Origin of the sequence: Streptomyces sp. SDT5-1 (genome assembly GCF_052245995.1) — a bacterium.
GTDB lineage: Bacteria > Actinomycetota > Actinomycetes > Streptomycetales > Streptomycetaceae > Streptomyces.
In genome coordinates this window covers 1752239-1771452 of the sequence record NZ_CM125963.1, presented here as the reverse complement: position 1 = coordinate 1771452, position 19214 = coordinate 1752239, and the positions used below count along the sequence as shown (strand labels likewise).

The following is a 19214-nucleotide window of genomic DNA, read 5'->3' as shown; positions in this document are numbered from 1 at the left end:
GACCCGGTGGGACGCCCCCACCGGGTCCGCCCCGCCGCCCCACGCCTAGCCGCGCCCCTTACGCCTCTCCTGCGTCAGCGCCGCGCCCGCCAAGATGATCGCCGCGCCCACCGGGGTCGACCAGGAGAGGGATTCGCCGAGGACCGCGACGCCCGCTGCTGTTGCGATGACCGGGACGAAGTAGGTGACCATTTGGGCGGTGGTCGGGCCGACCTCGGCCACCAGGCCGTACTGGATGAGGAAGGCGATGCCCGTGCCGAGTGCGCCCAGGGCGGCGATCGCGAGGAGGGGGCCGAGCGTGAAGGTGGTCGGCCAGGAGGTGAAGAAGGGGGTCACCAGGGCCAGTTGGACCGTGGCCAGGAGGAGTTGGGCGCCGATCATCGAGACATTCGACTCGCCCGTGTTCGCCAGCGTGCGGCGGACGTAGATCCAGCCGATCGGGTAGCACAGGGAGGCGAGCAGGGCCATCGCCGTGCCCGCGACGTCCAGGCCGTGGAAGCCCTGCCAGACGCCGAGGACCGTCAGGACGCCCAGGAAGCCGATGCCGAGCCCCGCGACCCGGCGCCGCGTCGGCCGGTCCTCGGAGAGCGCGACCAGCGACAGCGCCATGCCCCACAGCGGCGACGTCGCGTTCGCGATGCCCGCCAGCGTCGAGGGGATGGTCTCCTCGGCGAACGCGAAGAGCGAGAACGGCAGCGCGTTCAGGAAGAGCGCGGCGACCGCGAGATGCCCCCAGGTGCGCGCCCCGCGCGGCAGCCGCTGCCGCTTCACGACCATGGCCACGACCAGCACCGCGGCGCCGAACAGCAGCCGCCCGAGCGTGACCTGGAGCGGCGCGTACCCCTCCGTGCCGACCTTGATCAACAGAAAGCTGAAGCCCCAGATGAGGGCGAGTACGCCGAAGCGGATGCGCCAGTCGAAGGCGCGGCGAGGAGAGGCAGGAGGGGCCGGGGTCTCGGTGACTCGGGATGCGGTCGTCGTGCTCATGGGGACCAGAGTGCGGCCACCGGTCTTCGTAGCACAAGCGAGATTATGTGCGCGATACCGCTTAGCATCGCTTACATGTTGAACCTGGAGCGCCTGCGGGTCCTCGACGCCCTGGCCCGGCACGGATCGGTGAGCGGCGCGGCCGAAGGACTGCACGTCACGACGTCCGCCGTCTCGCAGCAGATGGCCAAGCTGGAGCGCGAGGCCGGGCAGCAGCTGCTCGCCAAGCGCGGACGCGGCGTGCGTCTCACCGACGCGGGCCGGCTGCTCGCGGAGCACGCCGCGCGCATCCTCTCGCAGGTCGAGCTGGCGCAGGCCGACCTGGAGGCGCAGCGCGGTCAGGTCGCGGGGGAGCTGCGACTTTCCGCGTTCCCGACCGCGGCGCGCGGACTGTTCCCCGCCGCACTCGCCGCGCTGCGCGCCGAGCATCCGCAACTGCGCGTACGGTCGCAGGAGTTGGAGCCCGAGCACGCGGTGGCCGGGGTGATCCGCGGCGACCTCGACCTCGCCGTCGTACTCGACTGGTACAACAAGCCGATGCCCATGCCCGACGGCCTCGTCAAGGCGAGCATCCTCGACGACCCGGCCGACATCGCCATGCCGGTGGACCATCCGCTGGCGGGGCGCGACGAGGTCGGCCTGGAGGAGTTCGCCGACGACGAGTGGATCACGTGGGGGCAGGGCGAGTTCTGTCACGAGTGGCTGATGTTCACGCTGCGCGCCAAGGGGGTCGAGCCGCAGGTCGGCCACCGCGCCGCCGAGACCCATACGCAGCTGGGTCTGGTGGCCGCGGGCCTCGGCGTGTGCGTCGCGCCGCTGCTCGGGCGCCACCCGATGCCGGAGGGCGTGGTGACGGTGCCGGTGCGGCAGAAGGTGCGCCGGCACGTGTACGTCGTGTGGCGCGCGGACGCCGACCGGCGGCCCTCGATCCGGGCCGCCGTGCGGGCGCTGCAGAAGGTGGGGGCGGACCTGGGGCGGCTCGCCGACGGATGATCCCGCGGGACCGGTCGGCTCAGCCGCCCAGCTTCCGGAAGTCCCACGACGTGATCTTGTCCGGCGTCAGCCGCGCCCACGCGTGCCGGCCGTCGTACACCATCTCCGGCAACCCGAAGTTCTTCTGCGCGAACATCCGCTCGGGCGCCTCGAGTTCGGGGCACGGCTCACCGGACCGCGGGGACTCGCCGACGAACTCGACGCGCCCGGACAGCTCCACGCCGCGCAGCTCCCCGTAGTCCTCGCCCGCGTCGACCACCACCGCCATCCGGCCGTCGGCCCGCAGATCGGCCCACCGGCGGCTGCGGTTCAGTGAGTACAGCCACAGCGACGCGCCGTCCCAGAGGAACCAGAGCGGGCTGACGTGCGGCGTCCCGTCCGCCGCCACCGTGGCGACGCGGCAGGTGCGCTGCTCGGTGAGGAACGCGTCGCGCTCCTCGGGGGACATCATGATCCTGCGGCCGCGGCGCTGGCTTGCGGTGGTCATACGGGCTCCCTGTGTCCGGCATCCGGTGCGAACCGACGCGGCCGGCGCACGCCGAGGTGAGCCGAACGCGAGCTGACGTCGTATCAGAAACGCAGCATGCGGCCTCTTCCTTGCCCACGCAATGGTGGCTACCCTCCAGCCATGTCGCCGGAGGAGCTGCTCGACCCCGCGCACACCGTACTGCTCACCGTCGAATGCCAGCAGGGCGTCGTCGGCACACAGAGCGCGCTGCCCGAACTCGCCGAAGAGGCCCGGTCGTCGGGGGCCCTCGCCAATGTGGCCCGCCTGGTGGACGCCGCCCACGCGAGCGGAGTCCAGGTGCTGCACGCCGTCGCCGAGCGCCGCCCCGACGGCCGCGGCGCGAGCCGCAACGCCCGGCTCTTCCGGGCCACCGAACGCCTCCCCGTGAAGCAGCTCTCCGGCACCGACGCCGTCCGCGTCGCCCCGCCCGTCGAGGTCGCGCCCGAGGACCTCGTCGTACGCCGCCTGCACGGGCTCTCACCGATCGCCGGGACCGACGTCGACGCGCTGCTGCGCAACCTCGGCTGCCGCACGCTCGTCGTCACCGGCGTCTCCGCCAACGTAGCCGTCCCGAACGCGGTGTTCGACGCCGTGAACCTCGGCTACACCGCGGTCGTGCCCCGGGACGCGATCGCGGGGGTGCCCGCCGACTACACCCCCGCGGTGATCGACAACACGCTCGCCCTGGTCGCCACCGTGACGACGACCCCGGACGTGCTGGACGCCTGGAAGCGCCCTTAGCCGCGCGGGAGTTACGCCAGCTCGATCGAGTCGCCGCTCACCTTGAGCTTCCTCTCCTCCAGCGCCTGCGTGGCCGGCGGATGCGCCACGCTGCCGTCCTTGATGGAGAACTTGCTGCCGTGGCAGGGGCAGTCGATGGTGCCGTCGGCGACCTTGTTGACCTTGCAGCCCTGGTGCGTGCAGACGTTCGTGAACGCCTTGAACTCGCCCGCCTTCGGCTGCGTCACCACCACCCCGGCGTCGGCCAGGATCTTTCCACCGCCCTCCGGGATGTCCGAGGTCTTGGCGATCTCCTCGCCCTTCCCGCCGCCGCCCTCCGACGCGTTGCCCGCGGGCTGCGACGTGTCGCCGTCGGAGCCGCCGCACGCGGTCAGCGCCGCGGCGAGCCCGGCGGCGCCGACCGCCGTGACGACGGTGCGGCGCGACGGAACATGGCTCATGGGTGCCGACTCCTGCGAAGAGGTGGAAGAGGTCATGGGGTGGTGGTCCCTTCATCGGTAGGTCTGGTCGAGGGGACGAGCTGGATCCCGTGGGGGTTCCTTCAGGGGTACGTACGGTGATCCCTGGACGTTCAAAGCCATCCTGATCTCATAACCTTGGCCCATGCTCACCGAAGTCACCGCGACCCGCTACGTCACCCCATTGAGGGAAGGCGGATCGCTGCCCGGTCTGGTCGAAGCCGACGACCTCCTCCCGTACGTCATGAAGTTCACGGGCGCCGGGCAGGGGCGCAAGACGCTCGTCGCCGAAGTGATCTGCGGCCGGCTCGCCCGCGCGCTGGGCTTTCGCGTGCCGGAGCTCGTCACCATCGACCTGGACCCGGTCATCGGCCTCGGCGAGCCCGACCAGGAGGTGCAGGAACTGCTCAAGGGGAGCGGCGGCACCAACCTCGGCATGCGGTTCCTGCCGCGCGCGCTCGGCTTCGACCCGCTCGCGTACGTCGTCGACCCGGTGGAGGCGGGCCGGATCGTCTGGTTCGACGCGCTGATCAACAACGTCGACCGGTCCTGGCGCAACCCCAACATGCTGGTGCAGGGCGGCGAGCTGTGGCTCATCGACCACGGCGCCAGCATGATCTGGCACCACAACTGGCGGGGCGCCGCGGCCTGGGCCGACAAGCCGTACGACGCGAGCGACCACGCCCTCGCCCCCTTCGGGCCCGATGTCGCGGCGGCCGCCGCCGAGCTGGCGCCGCGCGTCACCGACGAGCTGCTCGCCGAGGCCGCCGCCGACGTACCGGACGTATGGCTGGCCGACGAGCCGGGCTTCGACACACCCGACGCGGTGCGGCGCGCCTACGTCGAGACGCTACGCGCGCGTGCCGCCACGATCCACGAACGCGTCACCCTGCCCGAGGCGACCACCCCGAGCGCCGGAACCCCCGGCTGGGTGACCGAAGGAGCGGCCCGATGACCGAACGCCATGTCTTCGAGTACGCGCTGCTGCGCGTCGTGCCGAGCGTCGAGCGCGGCGAGCAGATCAACGCAGGGGTGGTCCTGTACTGCCGCGCCAAGTCGTTCGTCACGGCCCTGACCCACCTCGACGAGAAGCGGCTGCTCGCCCTCGACCCCGAGGCCGACGTGACCGGGGTGCGCGCCGTGCTCGGCGCCGTCGAGCGGCACTGCCGCGGGGGAGACGCCGCGGGACAGGCCGCCGAGGACGACGCGGGGCGGCGCTACCGCTGGCTCGTCGCACCCCGCTCCACCGTGGTCCAGCCGGGCCCTGTGCACACCGGGCTGACCGCGGATCCGGCCGCGGAGGCGGAGCGGCTGCTCGACCTGTTGGTGCGCTGAAAGCCCTGGTCGTGGGCGGCACGTGAGCTGCGGCACCTGATCCGCACGTTGACACCGGGTGCCAGGCCTTCTAGCGTCGCACGCACAAGGTACTAAGCGGTTGCTCACCCGCACCGGACAGGGCGGCCGCACCTCTAGGGCGAGGAGACCGAAGAGCATGTCCACCACTGAGCAGCGCGTAGCGATCGTCACGGGAGCCGCGCGCGGCATCGGCGCCGCCACCGCGATCCGTCTGGCCGAAGAGGGCCGCGCCGTCGCCGTGATCGACCTCGACGAGGCCGCCTGCAAGGACACCGTCGAGGCGATCACCGCCGCCGGTGGCAAGGCCCTTGCCGTCGGCTGCGACGTCTCCGACGAGGCGCAGGTCGAGGCGGCCGTCGCGCGCATCGCCGAGGAGCTCGGCGCCCCCACGATCCTCGTGAACAACGCGGGCGTGCTGCGCGACAACCTGCTGTTCAAGATGAGCGCCAACGACTGGGACACGGTCATGAACGTGCACCTGCGCGGCGCGTTCCTGATGTCGAAGTACGTGCAGAAGCACATGGTGGACGCCAAGTTCGGCCGCATCGTGAACCTGTCCTCCTCCTCGGCGCTCGGCAACCGCGGCCAGGTCAACTACTCCGCCGCCAAGGCAGGACTCCAGGGCTTCACGAAGACCCTCGCCAAGGAGCTCGGCAAGTTCGGCGTCACCGCCAACTCCGTCGCCCCGGGCTTCATCGTCACCGAGATGACCAAGGCCACCGCCGAGCGCGTCGGCATGGGCTTCGAGGACTTCCAGGCCGCCGCCGCGACCCAGATCCCGGTGCAGCGCGTGGGCCGCCCGGAGGACATCGCCAACGCCATCGCCTTCTTCACCGGCGAGCAGGCCGGCTTCGTCTCGGGCCAGGTCATGTACGTGGCCGGCGGCCCGCTCAACTGAGGCCGGGGGATCACGACATGACCACTTCCGAACTCCCCGAGCCCACCGGCAGGGTCGCGCTCGTCACGGGCGCGAGCCGCGGCATCGGCTACGGCATCGCCGAGGCCCTCGTCGCGCGCGGCGACCGCGTGTGCATCACGGGCCGCGGCGAGGACGCCCTCAAGGAGGCCGTCGAGCAGCTCGGCCCCGAGCGCGTGATCTACGTGGCCGGCAAGGCGCACGACGAGGCGCACCAGGCCGCCGCCGTCGAGCGCACCATGGAGGCCTTCGGCCGCGTCGACTACCTCGTCAACAACGCCGGTACGAACCCCGTCTTCGGGCCGATCGCCGAGCTCGACCTGAACGTCGCGCGCAAGGTGTTCGACACGAACGTCGTCTCCGCGCTCGGCTTCGCGCAGCAGACGTGGAAGGCGTGGCAGAAGGAGAACGGCGGCGCGATCGTCAACATCGCGTCCGTGGCCGGCGTCTCCGCCTCGCCGTTCATCGGCGCGTACGGCGTCAGCAAGGCCGCCATGGTCAACCTGACGCTCCAGCTCGCGCACGAGTTCGCCCCTGTGGTGCGGGTCAACTCGATCGCCCCGGCGGTCGTGAAGACCAAGTTCGCCGAGGCGCTGTACGAGGGCCGGGAGGCCGAGGTCGCGGCCACCTACCCGATGGGCAGGCTCGGCGTGCCGGAGGACATCGGGGGCGCCGCCGCGTTCCTCACCTCCGAGCAGTCCTCCTGGATCACCGGGCAGAACCTCGTGGTGGACGGCGGCAAGTTCCTCAACGCGGGCGTCGAGTGAGCGGCCGCTGACCGCTCGGCCCCGAGGTCAGATTCCGGACGTTGAAGACAACGTCCGACAAACGTCCTCGCTCGCCAAATACCCCGTCGGTTGCAGCAGTTGAACCGGCGGGGTGCTGCGATATTGTCGGCCGACCCTGGCATGGCTGATCGAGGAGCGTGCGCGTGTTCAACCGGTTCCTTGCCCCTCGCGCGTGGGCGGCATTCGCGTCGATGACCCTGCTCGCCGGGTGCGGGCTGATGACCACGGGCGAGGACTCCGACGAGCAGCCCATCGTGGTGGGCACCACCAGCGCGCCGAGCACGCTGGACCCGGCGGCGTCCTGGGACGGCTCGTGGGAGCTGTTCCGCAACGTGTACCAGACCCTGGTCTCCCTGCCGTCGGGCGCGGCGGAACCTCAGGCGGACGCGGCCGAGTGCCGCTTCGAGGACTCCGCCAACCGCGTCTACCACTGCGAGCTGCGGGAGGGCATGAAGTTCTCCAACGGGGACACGCTCGACGCCAAGGCCGTGAAGTACTCCATCGACCGGATCCGCAAGATCGGCGTGGAGGGCGGCCCCGCCGGACTGCTCGGCAGCCTCGACCGGGTGGAGACGCAGGGTGAGCGCGGCGTAACGTTCCGCCTCACCAAGCCGGACGCCACCTTCCCGTTCGTGCTCTCCACGCCCGCCATGTCGATCGTCGACCCCGCCGACTACCCGGCGACGTCCGTGCGCAAGGACGGCAAGGTGACGGGCTCGGGCCCGTACGCCCTCAAGTCCTACGTCGACGGCAGCAAGGCCGAACTCGTGCGCAACGAGAACTACGAGGGCTTCGCCGACCGGAAGAACGACGCGGTGACGATCCGCTACTTCCAGTCGTCCGCCGCCATGGTCGGCGCCCTCAAGGCGAAGAAGATCGACGCGACCTTCCGCGGGCTCGCCGCCGACGACATCGTGAGCCTCCAGGACCAGCACGGCGGCAACGGCCTCCAGCTCGTCGAGGGCGCGGGCATGGAGATCAGCTACCTGGTCTTCAACCCCAAGGACCCGTGGGCGGGCAAGCGCGCCGTGCGGCGGGCCGTCGCCCAGGTCGTCGACCGCGGGGCGATCGCCGAGAAGGTGTACGCGAACACCGTGGAACCGCTGTACTCCATGGTCCCCAGGGGTCTCGCGGGCCACACGACCGACTTCTTCGACGAGTTCAACAACCCGAGCGCCACGAAGGCCGCCGAGATCCTCTCCAAGGCGGGCATCACCGCGCCCGTTCCGCTCACCCTCTGGTACACGTCCGACCGCTACGGCTCGGCGACCAAGCCCGAGTTCGAGGAGCTCAAGCGGCAGCTGGAGGCGTCCAAGCTCTTCGACGTGACGCTGAAGAGCCGCCCGTGGAAGTCGTTCGAACAGGGCTACAAGAAGGGCGAGTACCCGGTGTTCGGGCGCGGCTGGTTCCCCGACTTCCCGGACGCCGACAACTTCATCGCGCCCTTCGTCGGCGAGAAGAACGCCCTGAGCACGCCGTACGTCTCGCCGGAGATCACCGACCGGCTCCTCCCGCAGTCCCGCAAGGAGCGCGACCGGGGCGTCGTGGTGCGGCAGTTCGAGCAGGCGCAGCACATCATGGTGCGCGACGCGCGGCTGCTGCCGCTGTGGCAGGGCAAGCAGTTCATCGCGGCGAGCGAGGAGATCTCGGGCGGGGAGCGGGCGCTCGACCCGTCGACGATCATGATGATGTGGGAGCTGCACCGCAAGACCAGTTGGTGAGCCGGGTGACCTGGGTGGTCCGGTGAGCCGGCGGTCTCGTCGGGTGCGGGCGTCGAATGTCAGTGGGCGCCGGTAGGTTTCTGGGTGTCGATGCGACCGCGTCCCCGGCACGGTGGGGCGCGGGCGCGCACTTGCCCGTACCCCGGAGGTTGTTGACGTGACCGACACCGCGATGCTGCCCGAGTCCTGGCGCGGCGTCCTCGGCGACGAACTGCAGAAGCCCTACTTCAAGGAGCTGACCGAGTTCGTCGAGGAGGAGCGCGCGAAGGGTCCCGTCTACCCGCCGCGCGAGCAGGTCTTCGCCGCCCTCGACGCGACGCCCTACGACAAGGTGAAGGTGCTCGTCCTCGGCCAGGACCCGTACCACGGGGAGGGGCAGGGGCACGGACTGTGCTTCTCCGTGCGGCCCGGCGTGAAGACGCCGCCGTCCCTGCGGAACATCTACAAGGAGATGCAGGCCGAGCTCGGCACCCCGATCCCCGACAACGGATATCTGATGCCGTGGGCCGAGCAGGGCGTGCTGCTGCTCAACGCGGTGCTGACGGTGCGGGCCGGCGAGGCGAACTCGCACAAGGGCAAGGGCTGGGAGAAGTTCACTGACGCCGTGATCCGCGCCGTCGTCCAGCGGCCTGACCCCGCGGTGTTCGTGCTGTGGGGGAACTACGCGCAGAAGAAGCTGCCGCTCATCGACACGGAGCGGCACGCGGTGGTGAAGGGCGCGCACCCGTCGCCGCTCTCGGCGCGGAAGTTCTTCGGCTCCCAGCCGTTCACGCAGATCAACGAGGCCATCGCGGCGCAGGGGCACACGCCGATCGACTGGACCATCCCGGACCTGGGCTGATCCGTGGTCCGGCTCGCGGGGGAGTCGCGCTTGAGCGGGATTGTCAGTGGCGGCGGCTAGCGTCGTCGCATCGGACATCGTGGTCGGGCGCGCCGGGCGACCGGGCTTGGAGGAGACAGTGGCACAGCAGCGTGAGCAGGCGGCGGACGACGCCATGATGAGCCGCATCGGGCAGGCGGTCATGCTGCATCACGGCGGCGACCGCGAGGAGGCGCAGGGCCGGTTCCTCGGCCTGTGGGCCGAGATCGGGGAGGACGGGGACGCACTGCATCGGTGCACGCTCGCGCACTACATGGCGGACACCCAGGACGACCCTTCGGACGAGCTGGCGTGGGACCTGCGGGCGCTGTCGGCGGCCGACTCCCTGACCCAGGAGCGGCTCTCGGCACACGAGTCGTCCCTCGCGCTGCGGGCGTTCTACCCGTCGCTGCATCTCAACCTGGCGGCGGACTACGTGAAGTTGGACCGCCCAGACGCGGCCCGCAGCCACCTCGCGAGGGCTCGCGCGGCGGCGGGGTCACTGGCGGACGACGGCTACGGAGAGGGCGTCCGCGCCGCCCTCTCCCGCCTCGAGGAACGGGTGGCGGCGATGGGGGCCGGGTCCGGCGAGCCGGGAGAGGGGGACGGGGGGCACTCCGGCGGCGAGCCGCTGGGGCCGCCGCGGAGCGGGTCGTAGGGGCGGGCACACGCCGGACCGCGGCGCGGCGGCCGGCCCGCGCCGGGCCGCTGCGGAGTGTGCCACCGCGCGGCCCAGGCAGAGGCGAGGGTCCGTCAACCGCCGTACGCGTCGTGGCAGATGGCGGACTGGGGGCTGTCCGGGTCCCAGCCGCCGTACTTGCGGCCGAGTGCGCAGACGTCGGTCTGGGCCGGGACCTTCGGGGGCTTGTGGGCGTTTCGGGGGTGGGGGTGCCTCGGAGGCTTCGGGCCCGCCGGGGGTTCGGGGTCGGCGGCGCCGTGTCGGGCGGCGCCGGGGGCGGGTTTCCGGTCCGTCGCCGGGGGTGCGGGCTGCTGCGGCAGGTCTTCGGCGTCGTGCTCCCGCGCGTGCGGCGCGGTGGTCGGCTTCGTCCGCTCCAGGGACTCGCGGCCCGGGGACGGGACGACCGGGGAGCCCGCGTGACCCTCCGGGCGGGGCGCCCGGGCGGAGGCCGATGGGGAGGAGGGTGACTTCGGAGTGGCCGACGGGCCGACGCTGACGCAACCGGAGGCGGTGGCCGCGGTGAGGGCGGCGACGGCAGCGGTCAGCAGGATCGTGGCTGAGCTGGAGGTTCTTGGCACGAGGTCACTGTGTGCGACGACGGGGGCGCGGGCGGGCGAACCGGGGGAGGTTGCCCCGCACGGGTGAAGGCGGGGCCCGGGGTTCACCCCCGGAGGCCGGGGCGCTCAGCTCGACGGGTGCGGGCCCAGCATGCCGTGCAGCAACTCGCCGAAGCCCTCGCGCAGTTCCGCGAGCGTCGGGACCGACGCGTGGAAGGAGCCCGCCACGCACGAGAACATGATGCCCTCCGTCCACGCCACCAGGGACAGCGTGTGCCGCTCGGGGGCCCGGGAACCCGCGGCCCGGAGCAGATCGGTGAGCGGTTCGCGGAACTGGCGGCCCGTCTCGTCGAAGAACGTCCGCAGCTCGGGCCTCCGGGTGGCCTCCAGGGCCAACTCGTAGCGGCAGACGAGCAGTTGGGGGTGGCGGGTGAGGTAGCGGTGCAGGGCGAGCGCCATGCCGTCGACCAGGGAGTCGAGCCCGCCCGCCGGACTCGGCAGTTCGTCGACCGAGAGCACCCGCCCCTCGCGCACCGCGAGCCGCCGCACCGCCGTCTCCAGGAGGGCGAGCCGGGTGCGCGCGTGGTTCGAGGTCGACCCCTGCGGCAGCCCGGCCGTCTCGTCGACCGCCCGATGGGTGAGGCCGCGCATGCCGCGCTCGGCGAGCAGCGTCAGTGCCGCGTCGGCGATCCGGTCGGCGCGCGTGGGCCCGGAGTGATTGCTGCTCATGGGGCCAATCTACACCCCGCGACTACAGCTGTAGTACGGTCGTGTCATGCGTTCACTACAGCTGTAGTGAACGGGGTCAGGGCCACTTGGGAGGCGTCATGTCAGGACAGCCCCGTGCCGTCGTCGTCGGAGGCGGGATCGGCGGGCTCACCGCCGCCCTCGCGCTGCACCTGCGCGGCTGGCACGTCACCGTGCTCGAGCGGGCCGACGGGCTCCGGCCGGTCGGCGCGGGCATCTCGCTCGCGCCCAACGCGCAGCGCGCCCTGGACATCGTGGGGCTCGGCGCGGAGATCCGCTCGCTCGAAGCCTGGGAGGGCGACGGCGGACTGCTCACACCCGCGGGCCGCTGGCTCTCGCGCGCCGACCCGAAGCACGCGGCCGAGCGGTTCGGCGGCTCCATCGTGCTGCTGCACCGGGCGACCCTGATCGACCTGCTCGCGGCCCGGCTCCCCGACGACACCGTGCGCACGGCGTCGGACGCACGGCTCACCGACCCCGGCGTCCAGGGCGATCCCGCCCGGCCGGCGCGCGTCGCCACCCCGGACGGCGACCTGGAGGCGGAACTCGTCGTCGGCGCCGACGGCATCGACTCCGCCACCCGTCGCACGCTCTTCCCCGACCACCCCGGCACCGCGTACACCGGCTTCACCACCTGGCGCGTGCTCGTGCCGCCGCTCGGCCGCCCCTTCACCCAGCACGAGACCTGGGGCCGCGGGCAGATCTGGGGCACCCACCCCTTCGCCGACGGCACGATCTACGCGTACGGCGCCGCCATGGCCCCGGCCGGACAACGGGCGCCGGGCGGCGACGAGAAGGCGGAGCTCCTGCGCAGGTACGGGAGTTGGCACGACCCGATCCCCGCGATCCTCGACGCCGTCGAACCGGGGCAGGTGCTGCGCCACGACGTCCACCAGATCGCCGAGCCGCTCCCCGCCCTCCACCGCGGGCGCGTCGCCCTGCTCGGCGACGCCGCGCACGCCATGGCGCCCACCCTCGGCCAAGGCGGCAACCAGGCCATCGAGGACGCCGTCGTCCTCGCCCACCACGCCGCCCCCGACACCCCGCTCGACCTGCCCGGCTACACCGCGGCCCGGCTGCCCCGCACCACGGCGATCACCCGCAAGGCGCTGACCGTCAGCCGCGTCAACCTCACCGCGAACCGGCCACTGATCGCCCTCCGCAACACCGCGATCCGGGCCGTCGGCGCCCTCGGCCCCACGTTCCTGCTGCGCGGCATGGACGGCATCGCGGACTGGCGCCCGCCCCAGCGCGAGCCCTACCAGGACCCGTATGCTGCACGGACCCGGGAGGGGACCGGCGCGGCGGCCCGCCCGTCGCAGCAGTCGCAGGACAGGAGCACACAGACGTGAAAGTCGGCGTCATCGGACTCGGAGACATCGCCAAGAAGGCGTACCTGCCGGTCCTGGCCTCGCAGCCCGGACTCGAACTGCACCTTCAGACCCGGACGCCCGCGACCCTCACCGAGGTCGCCGACCAGCTCCGGGTGCCGGAGCCGCAGCGCCACGCCGACCTCGACGCGCTCCTCGCGCAAGGCCTCGACGCGGCCTTCGTGCACGCACCCACCGTCGCGCACCCGGAGATCGTGACGCGGCTCGTCGAGGCGGGCGTCCCGACGTACGTCGACAAGCCGCTCGCGTACGAACTCGCCGACTCCGAGCGGCTCGTGCGGCTCGCCGAGGAGCGCGGCGTCAGCCTGGCCGTGGGCTTCAACCGCCGGTACGCGCCCGGGTACGCGCAGTGCGCCGAGCACCCGCGCGAGCTGATCCTCCTGCAGAAGAACCGCGTCGGGCTCCCCGAGGAGCCGCGGACGATGGTCCTCGACGACTTCATCCACGTCGTCGACACCCTGCGGTTCCTCGCGCCCGGCCCGATCGACGACGTGAGCGTGCGCGCCCGCGTCGCCGACGGACTCCTCGAACACGTCGTGCTGCAGCTCGCGGGCGACGGCTTCACCGCGCTCGGCGTCATGAACCGGCTCAGCGGCTCCACCGAGGAGATCCTGGAGGTGTCGGGCCAGGACTCCAAGCGGCAGGTGCTCAACCTCTCCGACGTGATCGACCACAAGGGGCAGCCCACGGTGCGGCGCCGCGGGGACTGGGTGCCCGTCGCCCGCCAGCGGGGCATCGAGCAGGCCGTCCTCGCCTTCCTGGACGCGGTGCGGGCCGGGAAGGTGCTGAGCGCGCGGGACGCGCTCGCCACGCACGAGCTGTGCGAACAGGTCGTACGCGAGGTGCGGCGAGCGGCCTGACCTCAGCGGGGCTGCGGGCTCGGCGCCCGCCTCCGGACTCCGCTGCTCAGCCGCCGCAGCGGCTGGAGCACGGCCAGCGCCACGAGGACCGTGACCGCCCCGTGCACCGGCCAGTCGCCGAAGCGGACGTACAGCGTCGTGCCGTGCGCGGTCGGCACGTCGTAGACGCGGGCCGCGCTCGCCGACGTGCCGAGCCAGGCGCCGGCCCGTGATCCGTCGGGGCCGTACACGGCGGACACCCCGGTCAGCGTCGCGTGCACCATCGGGCGGCCCGTCTCCGCCGCCCGGAGCGCGCCGAGCGAGGCGTGCTGCTCGGGCGCCCAACTGCGCTGGAACGTCGACGTCGAGGACTGCGCGAGCAGCACCTGCGCCCCGTCCTTCGTCAGCTGCCGCGTCATGTCGGGGAACGCGGACTCGAAGCACACCAACGGGCCGACCCGCAGCACCTGCCCGCCGTGCCGCACGTCCATCACGACCTGCCGCGTGCCGCGCATCCGGTCCTCGCCCGCCGCCCTGCCGACCGAGGTCGCCCAGCCGAGCAGCGAGCGCGCGGGCACGTACTCGCCGAACGGGACGAGCCGCATCTTGTCGTAGTGGTCGCCGGTGAGGCCGCCCGCGCCGACCAGCACGGAACTCTTGTATATGCCCTGGCCCGAGCCGTCGCTCGCACGCCGCCGGGCGTCGACGTTCACGAGGATCTCCGCGTCCACCTCGCGGGAGAGCGCCGCGAGGCGGCGGGCCAGGTCGGGACGGCGCGGCAGGTCGTGGCCGACGCTGCTCTCGCCCCACACGACGAGGTCGGCGCCCCGGTCGGCGAGCTGCCGGGTGAGCCGGACCTCCGTGTCGAAGCGGCGCTGGACGCTGCCGTACCCGTCGACGATCCCCGGCTGCACCACCGCGATCCGCGCACGCCCGTCGGTCTCGGGGCGCGGCGCCCACGCCCACGCGGACCCGGTCACCGCGACCGTCGCGACGAGCCCGGACACCGCCACGGGACGCGCCCCGCGCGCGACGACGAGCAGCGTCACCGCGGTGTTGACCGCCACCACGATCAGGCTGAGCAGCCACACGCCGCCGACCGACGCGAGCCGCAGCGCCGGCGCCACCTGCCACTGACTGGATCCGAGCAGCCCCCACGGACCGCCCAGGCCTTGCCAGGAACGGACCAGTTCGACCATCAGCCAGCACGAGGGGACGGCGACGAGCGCGGCCGCAGCCTGCCACGGCGTCGGCCGCCCGCCGACGAGCCGCCGCACGAGCCACCCCCACGGCGCCCACAGCGCGCCGAGCAGCGCCGCGAGCACCACTGTGAACACGTGCAGGCTCGGCAGCAGCCAGTGGTGCACCGCGAGCATGAACCCGAGGCCGCCCAGCCAGCCGTCGAGCGCCGCACGGCGCGGCGTCCCCGCCGAGCGCGCGAGCAGCATCCACGGCACGAGGGCGGCGTACGCCCACCACCACAGCGAGGGCGCGGGGAACGCGAGCGCGGGCAGGGAGCCCGCCACGACCGCCGCCGCGCCCCGCCACCACGGCGACGCGTCGAGCCGCTGCCGCCACCGCCCCATCCGCCGCGCCTCCCGACCCGAACTCGTCCGTGCACGTCCTTCGCCCCGCGCCCCCAGTGTGCGCGCCGTCGCCGGGCGACGACAGTGGGCGCCGTCGGAGCCGGTCAGCTGCCGCCGACGGGCCGCTCGGGCAGCCGACGCCACTTCTCGTGGACCGTCACCCGGTGCAGCCGCCAGCCCTGCGGCGCGCGCACCAGGTCGAACGCGTACCGGCCGCCGCAGATGAAGTCGGGCGCGGACGAGTCGCCGTCGTTCGCGAAGCGCATGGGGTTGAAGTAGTCGGCGCGGACCCGGGCCGTGTCACCGATCTCCCGGTCGACGGTGTCGAAGCGGACCCGCCGGTTCACGATCAGGTGCTGGCGCATCGGGAACAGCTCCATCGTCTTCGCCAGCCACTGCGCGATCTCCTCGGCGCTGCCCTCGACGCCGCCCGCCTCCCGGTAGTCGGCGCGGCCCGCCGGTTCGAACAGGGCGCGGTACGCCGACCAGTCGCCGTCGTCCACGGCCGCGGCGTAGTCGGTCACCACCTCGTCCACGGCGAGCCGGTCGAGGACGGTCGCGAGTTCCACACGCTGCGTCATCGGCTCAGTGTCGGGCCCCGGGCGCACAGATCCAAGAGGCGTGCGCCGCCCGGGCCGAAAACGCCTGGGGGACGCGCCGCAGCCGCTGCTACCTTCACGCCATGTCAGCTGATCCGAACACCCCAAGGACGGGCCCCGTCACGGCGGACGACGTGGCGCGCTCCGTCGAGCTGCTGGTCGACGCGCTGCGGCCCGCGCTCGACGCCGACTGGCACGTCCCGGCGGGCACGCTGGAGTGGACGTGCTGGGAGACCGGCGAACACCTCGCGGACGACCTCTTCTTCTACGCCGCGCAGATCGGCTCGTTGCGCCCCCTCGCCGACGACTACGTGCGCTGGGGGTACAGCAGGCGCCGCCCCGAAGGGCCCGAGAACACCATCACCGTCGACATCGAGGCGGGTCCTGGAGCGCTGCTCGGCGCCCTGGAGGCGGGCGGCGGCATCCTCGCCGCGGTGGTGCGGTCGACGCCGCCGACCGCCCGCGGCTTCCATGTCTTCGGCGCCTCCGACCCCGAGGGCTTCGCCGCGATGGGCGTCGTCGAGACGCTCGTGCACGCGCACGACCTGGCGCAGGGCCTCGGCGTCGACTTCGCGGCCCCCGCCGACCTGTGCGCGCGCACGCTGCACCGCCTCTTCCCGGACGTGCCGGTTGACGGGGACCCGTGGGCGACGCTCCTGTGGGCCACCGGGCGCGGCGAGCTCGAGGGCCGGGAGCGGCGCGAGAGGTGGCGCTGGTACGGTGCGCCCGGCGCGACATGATCAACGTCCCCCGCGGCCCCAACCCGGCCCACGGGGACGCCCCCTGACCAGGAGGTCCCCTTGACCCGCCCCATCACGCTCGTCACCGGCGGCAGCCGCGGCATCGGCGCCGCCACGTCGGTGCGGCTCGCGCGCGAAGGTCACGACGTCGCGCTGTCGTACGTGAGCGACAAGGACGCCGCCGAGCGCACCGCGCGGGCCGTGCGCGAGGCCGGCGCCCGCTGCCTCGTCGTGCGGGCCGACACGTCCCAGGAGGCCGACGTGGAGCGGATGTTCGACGAGGTGGCTGCCGAACTCGGGCCGCTCACGGGCCTTGTGAACAACGCGGGGGTCACCGCGCCCGTCGGCCCGTTCGCCGAGGCGCGCACCGAGGACTTCCGCCGCGTCCTCGACGTGAACGTGCTGGGCGTGCTGCTGTGCTGCCGCCGCGCCGCCCGCGACATGACGGCGGCGGGCGCGGGCGCCGTCGTGAACGTGTCGTCGGGCGCCGCCACGCTCGGCAGTCCCGGCCAGTACGTGCACTACGCGGCGTCCAAGGCGGCCGTCGACACGATCACCGTCGGCCTCGCCAAGGAGCTCGGCCCGGCGGGCGTGCGGGTCAACGGCGTGGCGCCGGGCATCGTCGACACCGAGATCCACGCCACCAGCGGCACGCCCGACATCGCGTGGGAGGCCGCGCCCGGCATTCCGATGCGGCGCCCCGGCACGGCGGACGAGATCGCCGCGGCCGTCGCCTGGCTGCTGTCACCGGACGCCTCGTACGCGACGGGGACCGTGCTGCGGGTGGCGGGCGGACGCTGAGCCGGGCGGTTCAGGCCGCTTCGACGACCTGCGCGCGCATCGCGGCGGCCCACTCCGTGACCAGGTGCGCGTACTCGCTGCGCTGCTCGCCGGTGAGCCGGCCGCCGGAGCGCAGCCACAGTCCGCGGATCTGCTCGTTGACTTCCTCGGCAGACCGCACGGGACGGGATGAGGCGGGCGGCATGTGCCAAGGCTACGTTCGCGGTGGCCGGTTGGGAACCCTGAGCGAGCGGTCCTGTGCGTCAAGTGACCAATGCTGTAAAGGAGTTGGCTCCGTGACCGATCAGGCGCCGACGAGCGTCGGCAGCACCGTCGTCTCCAACCGCGTGAGCCGGTCCGCGTCCGGGGTGCCGGGCTCGGCCGTGTAGAGCATGACCCGCAGGTCGTCGCCCGCCACCGTGAGGATGTCGCAGTCCAGCGTCAGCGGGCCGACCTGCGGGTGGTCCACCGTCTTGCGCGCGGCGGCGTGCCGGCCCACCGCGCCCGACTCCCACAGCTCGGCGAACCGGGGGCTGCGCGTGCGGAGTTCGTCCACCAGCGTGTAGAGGCGCGGGTCGAGCGGGTAGCGGGCCGCGGTCGTGCGCAGGTCGGACACCAGCGCCTCCTCCATCGCCTGCCGCTCGTCCGGGGTCTGCCTGACCCGGCTGGGCGGGCCGAGGAACGTCCACCACACGGCGTTGCGCCCGTGCCCGCCCCACTCGGGCCGCTCGCCGAGCAGCGCCGTGTACAGCGGGTTCGCCAGGAGCAGCGTCCATGCCGCGTCGAACACGGCGGCCGGTGTCCCCGACAGCCGGTCCAGAAGCCTGCGCACGCTCGGCGTGAGCCGCCCCGGCACCGTCTCCAGGCCGGGCGGCGCGAGCCCCGCGAGCCGGAACAGGTGCTCACGCTCCGCGTCCGTCAGGCGCAGCGCGCGGGCGAGCGCCTCCACCACTTGGTCCGACGGGTTCACGGCGCGGCCCTGTTCCAGTCGGGTGACGTAGTCCGCCGAGATCCCCGCGAGCAGCGCCAGCTCCTCGCGGCGCAGCCCCGCCGCCCGCCGGGGCCCCACGGCGGCGATCCCGACGGCCCGCGGCGGGACCCGGTCCCGCCAGCGCCGCACCGCATCCCCGAAGTCGCCGAGCTCCGCATGTGCCATGTCACCACTGTGCCCCGTCCCGGACGGATCTTCCTGGTACCGCTGGTCCCAGGAAGACGGGACGACTGGGCGCGGCCCCGATCCCGGCGCAGTCTGGACGCATGACCACCACACTCATCACCGGGGCCAACAAGGGCCTCGGGCACGAAACCGCCCGCCGTCTCGTCGCCGCAGGTCACACCGTCTATGTCGGCGCCCGCGACCCCGAGCGGGGCCGCCGCGCCGCCGAGGATCTCGGCGCCCGGCACGTCGTCATCGACGTCACCGACGACGCCTCCGTCGCGGCGGCCGCGAAGACCATCGAGGCGGACGGCGGCCTCGACGTACTGATCAACAACGCCGGGATCGAGGGCCGCACCGAGGGCAACGGCATCGTGCTCCCGGCCGACGAGACCGTGGACACGCTGCGCCCGCTGTTCGAGACGAACGTCTTCGGCACCGTCCGCGTCACGCACGCCTTCCTGCCGCTGCTGCGCCGCTCCGCCGCCCCCGTCGTCGTCAATGTCAGCAGCGGCCTGGCGTCCCTGGCCGGGGCGACCGATCCCGCCAACCCGGCGTCGGCGTATCCCGGCCTCGCCTACCCGGCCTCCAAGACGGCCGTGAACATGCTGACCGTGCAGTACGCCAAGGCCTTCCCCGAGCTGCGGATCAACGCCGTGGAGCCCGGATTCACCCGCACCGACCTGAACGGCAACACGGGCGTCCAGACCGTCGAGGAGGGCGCCGAGATCATCGTGCGGATGGCGCTCGTCGGGCCGGACGGGCCCACCGGCACGTACGTCTCCGCCGAGGGCCCGCTGCCCTGGTGAGCGG

Annotated in this window: 23 protein-coding genes; 14 read left to right on the top strand and 9 right to left on the bottom strand. The window is 72.9% G+C overall.

What is annotated here, in order from left to right; genetic code table 11:
- Positions 1–45: 45 nt before the first annotated feature.
- Entirely contained in the window at positions 46–987 is a 942-nt protein-coding gene (locus tag ACTWJ8_RS08345; RefSeq protein WP_356382870.1) for a DMT family transporter, read from the bottom strand.
- Between the two features lie 75 nt (positions 988–1062).
- On the opposite strand from ACTWJ8_RS08345, the gene ACTWJ8_RS08340 reads away from it, so the two are divergent.
- A complete protein-coding gene (locus ACTWJ8_RS08340) occupies positions 1063–1980 on the top strand; it encodes a LysR family transcriptional regulator (RefSeq protein WP_443263475.1) in 918 nt (305 codons plus the stop codon).
- A gap of 19 nt (positions 1981–1999) precedes the next feature.
- Here ACTWJ8_RS08340 and ACTWJ8_RS08335 read toward each other — a convergent pair whose 3' ends face one another.
- Complete coding sequence (locus ACTWJ8_RS08335; RefSeq protein ID WP_443263474.1) at positions 2000–2467, bottom strand: pyridoxamine 5'-phosphate oxidase family protein; 468 nt, start codon at positions 2465–2467, stop codon at positions 2000–2002.
- Positions 2468–2608: 141 nt separating this feature from the next.
- Here ACTWJ8_RS08335 and ACTWJ8_RS08330 point away from each other — a divergent pair, with 141 nt between their 5' ends.
- Complete coding sequence (locus ACTWJ8_RS08330) at positions 2609–3229, top strand: cysteine hydrolase (RefSeq protein ID WP_443263473.1); 621 nt, start codon at positions 2609–2611, stop codon at positions 3227–3229.
- Positions 3230–3240: 11 nt separating this feature from the next.
- On the opposite strand, the gene ACTWJ8_RS08325 is transcribed toward ACTWJ8_RS08330, so the two are convergent.
- Positions 3241–3669 (bottom strand): Rieske (2Fe-2S) protein, encoded by a 429-nt coding sequence (locus ACTWJ8_RS08325; RefSeq protein ID WP_356382882.1) that lies wholly within the window; start codon positions 3667–3669, stop codon positions 3241–3243.
- A gap of 163 nt (positions 3670–3832) precedes the next feature.
- On the opposite strand from ACTWJ8_RS08325, the gene ACTWJ8_RS08320 reads away from it, so the two are divergent.
- From ACTWJ8_RS08320 to ACTWJ8_RS08290, 7 genes are all read left to right on the top strand, one after another.
- Positions 3833–4642, top strand: coding sequence for a HipA family kinase (locus tag ACTWJ8_RS08320; RefSeq protein ID WP_443263471.1), 810 nt, complete (start codon positions 3833–3835; stop codon positions 4640–4642).
- Positions 4639–5022 (top strand): DUF3037 domain-containing protein, encoded by a 384-nt coding sequence (locus tag ACTWJ8_RS08315; protein ID WP_356382888.1) that lies wholly within the window; start codon positions 4639–4641, stop codon positions 5020–5022. Before ACTWJ8_RS08320 ends, ACTWJ8_RS08315 begins: the two co-directional genes overlap by 4 nt.
- Positions 5023–5179: 157 nt before the next feature.
- Positions 5180–5941: a 3-oxoacyl-ACP reductase FabG gene (gene fabG, locus ACTWJ8_RS08310; protein ID WP_356382891.1), complete on the top strand. Its 762-nt coding sequence runs from the start codon at positions 5180–5182 to the stop codon at positions 5939–5941.
- Positions 5942–5958: 17 nt separating this feature from the next.
- Positions 5959–6726 carry an SDR family oxidoreductase gene (locus ACTWJ8_RS08305; protein ID WP_356382894.1) on the top strand — a complete coding sequence of 256 codons (768 nt, stop codon included), beginning with the start codon at positions 5959–5961 and terminating at the stop codon, positions 6724–6726.
- 164 nt (positions 6727–6890) lie between these two features.
- Entirely contained in the window at positions 6891–8468 is a 1578-nt protein-coding gene (locus ACTWJ8_RS08300) for an ABC transporter substrate-binding protein (protein ID WP_443263470.1), read from the top strand.
- Positions 8469–8625: 157 nt separating this feature from the next.
- Positions 8626–9309, top strand: coding sequence for a uracil-DNA glycosylase (locus ACTWJ8_RS08295; RefSeq protein WP_356382897.1), 684 nt, complete (start codon positions 8626–8628; stop codon positions 9307–9309).
- Between the two features lie 118 nt (positions 9310–9427).
- Positions 9428–9985: a hypothetical protein gene (locus ACTWJ8_RS08290; protein WP_443263469.1), complete on the top strand. Its 558-nt coding sequence runs from the start codon at positions 9428–9430 to the stop codon at positions 9983–9985.
- 95 nt (positions 9986–10080) lie between these two features.
- Here the strand turns inward: ACTWJ8_RS08290 and ACTWJ8_RS08285 are convergent, their stop codons facing one another.
- A complete protein-coding gene (locus ACTWJ8_RS08285; protein WP_443263468.1) occupies positions 10081–10584 on the bottom strand; it encodes a hypothetical protein in 504 nt (167 codons plus the stop codon).
- Between the two features lie 105 nt (positions 10585–10689).
- Entirely contained in the window at positions 10690–11292 is a 603-nt protein-coding gene (locus tag ACTWJ8_RS08280; protein ID WP_443263467.1) for a TetR/AcrR family transcriptional regulator, read from the bottom strand.
- A 98-nt stretch (positions 11293–11390) separates the two neighbouring features.
- Here ACTWJ8_RS08280 and ACTWJ8_RS08275 point away from each other — a divergent pair, with 98 nt between their 5' ends.
- Positions 11391–12662 (top strand): FAD-dependent monooxygenase, encoded by a 1272-nt coding sequence (locus tag ACTWJ8_RS08275; protein ID WP_443263466.1) that lies wholly within the window; start codon positions 11391–11393, stop codon positions 12660–12662.
- On the top strand, positions 12659–13561 hold the full coding sequence (locus ACTWJ8_RS08270) for a Gfo/Idh/MocA family protein (protein WP_356382912.1): 903 nt from the start codon (positions 12659–12661) through the stop codon (positions 13559–13561). The genes ACTWJ8_RS08275 and ACTWJ8_RS08270 overlap by 4 nt, the downstream gene beginning before the upstream one ends.
- Before the next feature lie 2 nt (positions 13562–13563).
- Here ACTWJ8_RS08270 and lnt read toward each other — a convergent pair whose 3' ends face one another.
- Positions 13564–15126, bottom strand: coding sequence for an apolipoprotein N-acyltransferase (gene lnt, locus ACTWJ8_RS08265; protein WP_443263465.1), 1563 nt, complete (start codon positions 15124–15126; stop codon positions 13564–13566).
- 104 nt (positions 15127–15230) lie between these two features.
- Positions 15231–15707, bottom strand: a complete 477-nt coding sequence (locus ACTWJ8_RS08260; protein WP_356382918.1) for a nuclear transport factor 2 family protein — start codon at positions 15705–15707, stop codon at positions 15231–15233.
- A gap of 101 nt (positions 15708–15808) precedes the next feature.
- Here ACTWJ8_RS08260 and ACTWJ8_RS08255 point away from each other — a divergent pair, with 101 nt between their 5' ends.
- Positions 15809–16465 carry a maleylpyruvate isomerase N-terminal domain-containing protein gene (locus ACTWJ8_RS08255; RefSeq protein ID WP_356382921.1) on the top strand — a complete coding sequence of 219 codons (657 nt, stop codon included), beginning with the start codon at positions 15809–15811 and terminating at the stop codon, positions 16463–16465.
- A 60-nt stretch (positions 16466–16525) separates the two neighbouring features.
- Positions 16526–17266, top strand: a complete 741-nt coding sequence (locus ACTWJ8_RS08250; protein WP_356382923.1) for an SDR family oxidoreductase — start codon at positions 16526–16528, stop codon at positions 17264–17266.
- 10 nt (positions 17267–17276) lie between these two features.
- Here the strand turns inward: ACTWJ8_RS08250 and ACTWJ8_RS08245 are convergent, their stop codons facing one another.
- Together ACTWJ8_RS08245 and ACTWJ8_RS08240 are read right to left on the bottom strand one after the other, a co-directional pair.
- Positions 17277–17450 carry a hypothetical protein gene (locus tag ACTWJ8_RS08245; protein ID WP_356382926.1) on the bottom strand — a complete coding sequence of 58 codons (174 nt, stop codon included), beginning with the start codon at positions 17448–17450 and terminating at the stop codon, positions 17277–17279.
- A 99-nt stretch (positions 17451–17549) separates the two neighbouring features.
- Entirely contained in the window at positions 17550–18401 is an 852-nt protein-coding gene (locus ACTWJ8_RS08240) for a helix-turn-helix transcriptional regulator (RefSeq protein ID WP_356382929.1), read from the bottom strand.
- A 101-nt stretch (positions 18402–18502) separates the two neighbouring features.
- On the opposite strand from ACTWJ8_RS08240, the gene ACTWJ8_RS08235 reads away from it, so the two are divergent.
- The gene (locus ACTWJ8_RS08235; RefSeq protein ID WP_356382932.1) at positions 18503–19210 is read left to right on the top strand and encodes an SDR family NAD(P)-dependent oxidoreductase; all 708 of its coding nucleotides are present in this window, start codon (positions 18503–18505) and stop codon (positions 19208–19210) included.
- Positions 19211–19214 lie beyond the last annotated feature (4 nt).

Coding starts and splice junctions, on each gene's coding strand:
- ACTWJ8_RS08260 (WP_356382918.1), bottom strand. CDS start 15,707: ATGACGCAGCGTGTGGAACTCGCGACCGTCCTCGACCGGCTCGCCGTG.
- ACTWJ8_RS08340 (WP_443263475.1), top strand. CDS start 1,063: ATGTTGAACCTGGAGCGCCTGCGGGTCCTCGACGCCCTGGCCCGGCAC.
- ACTWJ8_RS08330 (WP_443263473.1), top strand. CDS start 2,609: ATGTCGCCGGAGGAGCTGCTCGACCCCGCGCACACCGTACTGCTCACC.
- ACTWJ8_RS08325 (WP_356382882.1), bottom strand. CDS start 3,669: ATGAGCCATGTTCCGTCGCGCCGCACCGTCGTCACGGCGGTCGGCGCC.
- ACTWJ8_RS08335 (WP_443263474.1), bottom strand. CDS start 2,467: ATGACCACCGCAAGCCAGCGCCGCGGCCGCAGGATCATGATGTCCCCC.
- ACTWJ8_RS08320 (WP_443263471.1), top strand. CDS start 3,833: ATGCTCACCGAAGTCACCGCGACCCGCTACGTCACCCCATTGAGGGAA.
- ACTWJ8_RS08275 (WP_443263466.1), top strand. CDS start 11,391: ATGTCAGGACAGCCCCGTGCCGTCGTCGTCGGAGGCGGGATCGGCGGG.
- ACTWJ8_RS08245 (WP_356382926.1), bottom strand. CDS start 17,450: ATGCCGCCCGCCTCATCCCGTCCCGTGCGGTCTGCCGAGGAAGTCAAC.
- ACTWJ8_RS08280 (WP_443263467.1), bottom strand. CDS start 11,292: ATGAGCAGCAATCACTCCGGGCCCACGCGCGCCGACCGGATCGCCGAC.
- ACTWJ8_RS08305 (WP_356382894.1), top strand. CDS start 5,959: ATGACCACTTCCGAACTCCCCGAGCCCACCGGCAGGGTCGCGCTCGTC.
- ACTWJ8_RS08235 (WP_356382932.1), top strand. CDS start 18,503: ATGACCACCACACTCATCACCGGGGCCAACAAGGGCCTCGGGCACGAA.
- ACTWJ8_RS08315 (WP_356382888.1), top strand. CDS start 4,639: ATGACCGAACGCCATGTCTTCGAGTACGCGCTGCTGCGCGTCGTGCCG.
- ACTWJ8_RS08255 (WP_356382921.1), top strand. CDS start 15,809: ATGTCAGCTGATCCGAACACCCCAAGGACGGGCCCCGTCACGGCGGAC.
- lnt (WP_443263465.1), bottom strand. CDS start 15,126: ATGGGGCGGTGGCGGCAGCGGCTCGACGCGTCGCCGTGGTGGCGGGGC.
- ACTWJ8_RS08240 (WP_356382929.1), bottom strand. CDS start 18,401: ATGGCACATGCGGAGCTCGGCGACTTCGGGGATGCGGTGCGGCGCTGG.
- fabG (WP_356382891.1), top strand. CDS start 5,180: ATGTCCACCACTGAGCAGCGCGTAGCGATCGTCACGGGAGCCGCGCGC.
- ACTWJ8_RS08345 (WP_356382870.1), bottom strand. CDS start 987: ATGAGCACGACGACCGCATCCCGAGTCACCGAGACCCCGGCCCCTCCT.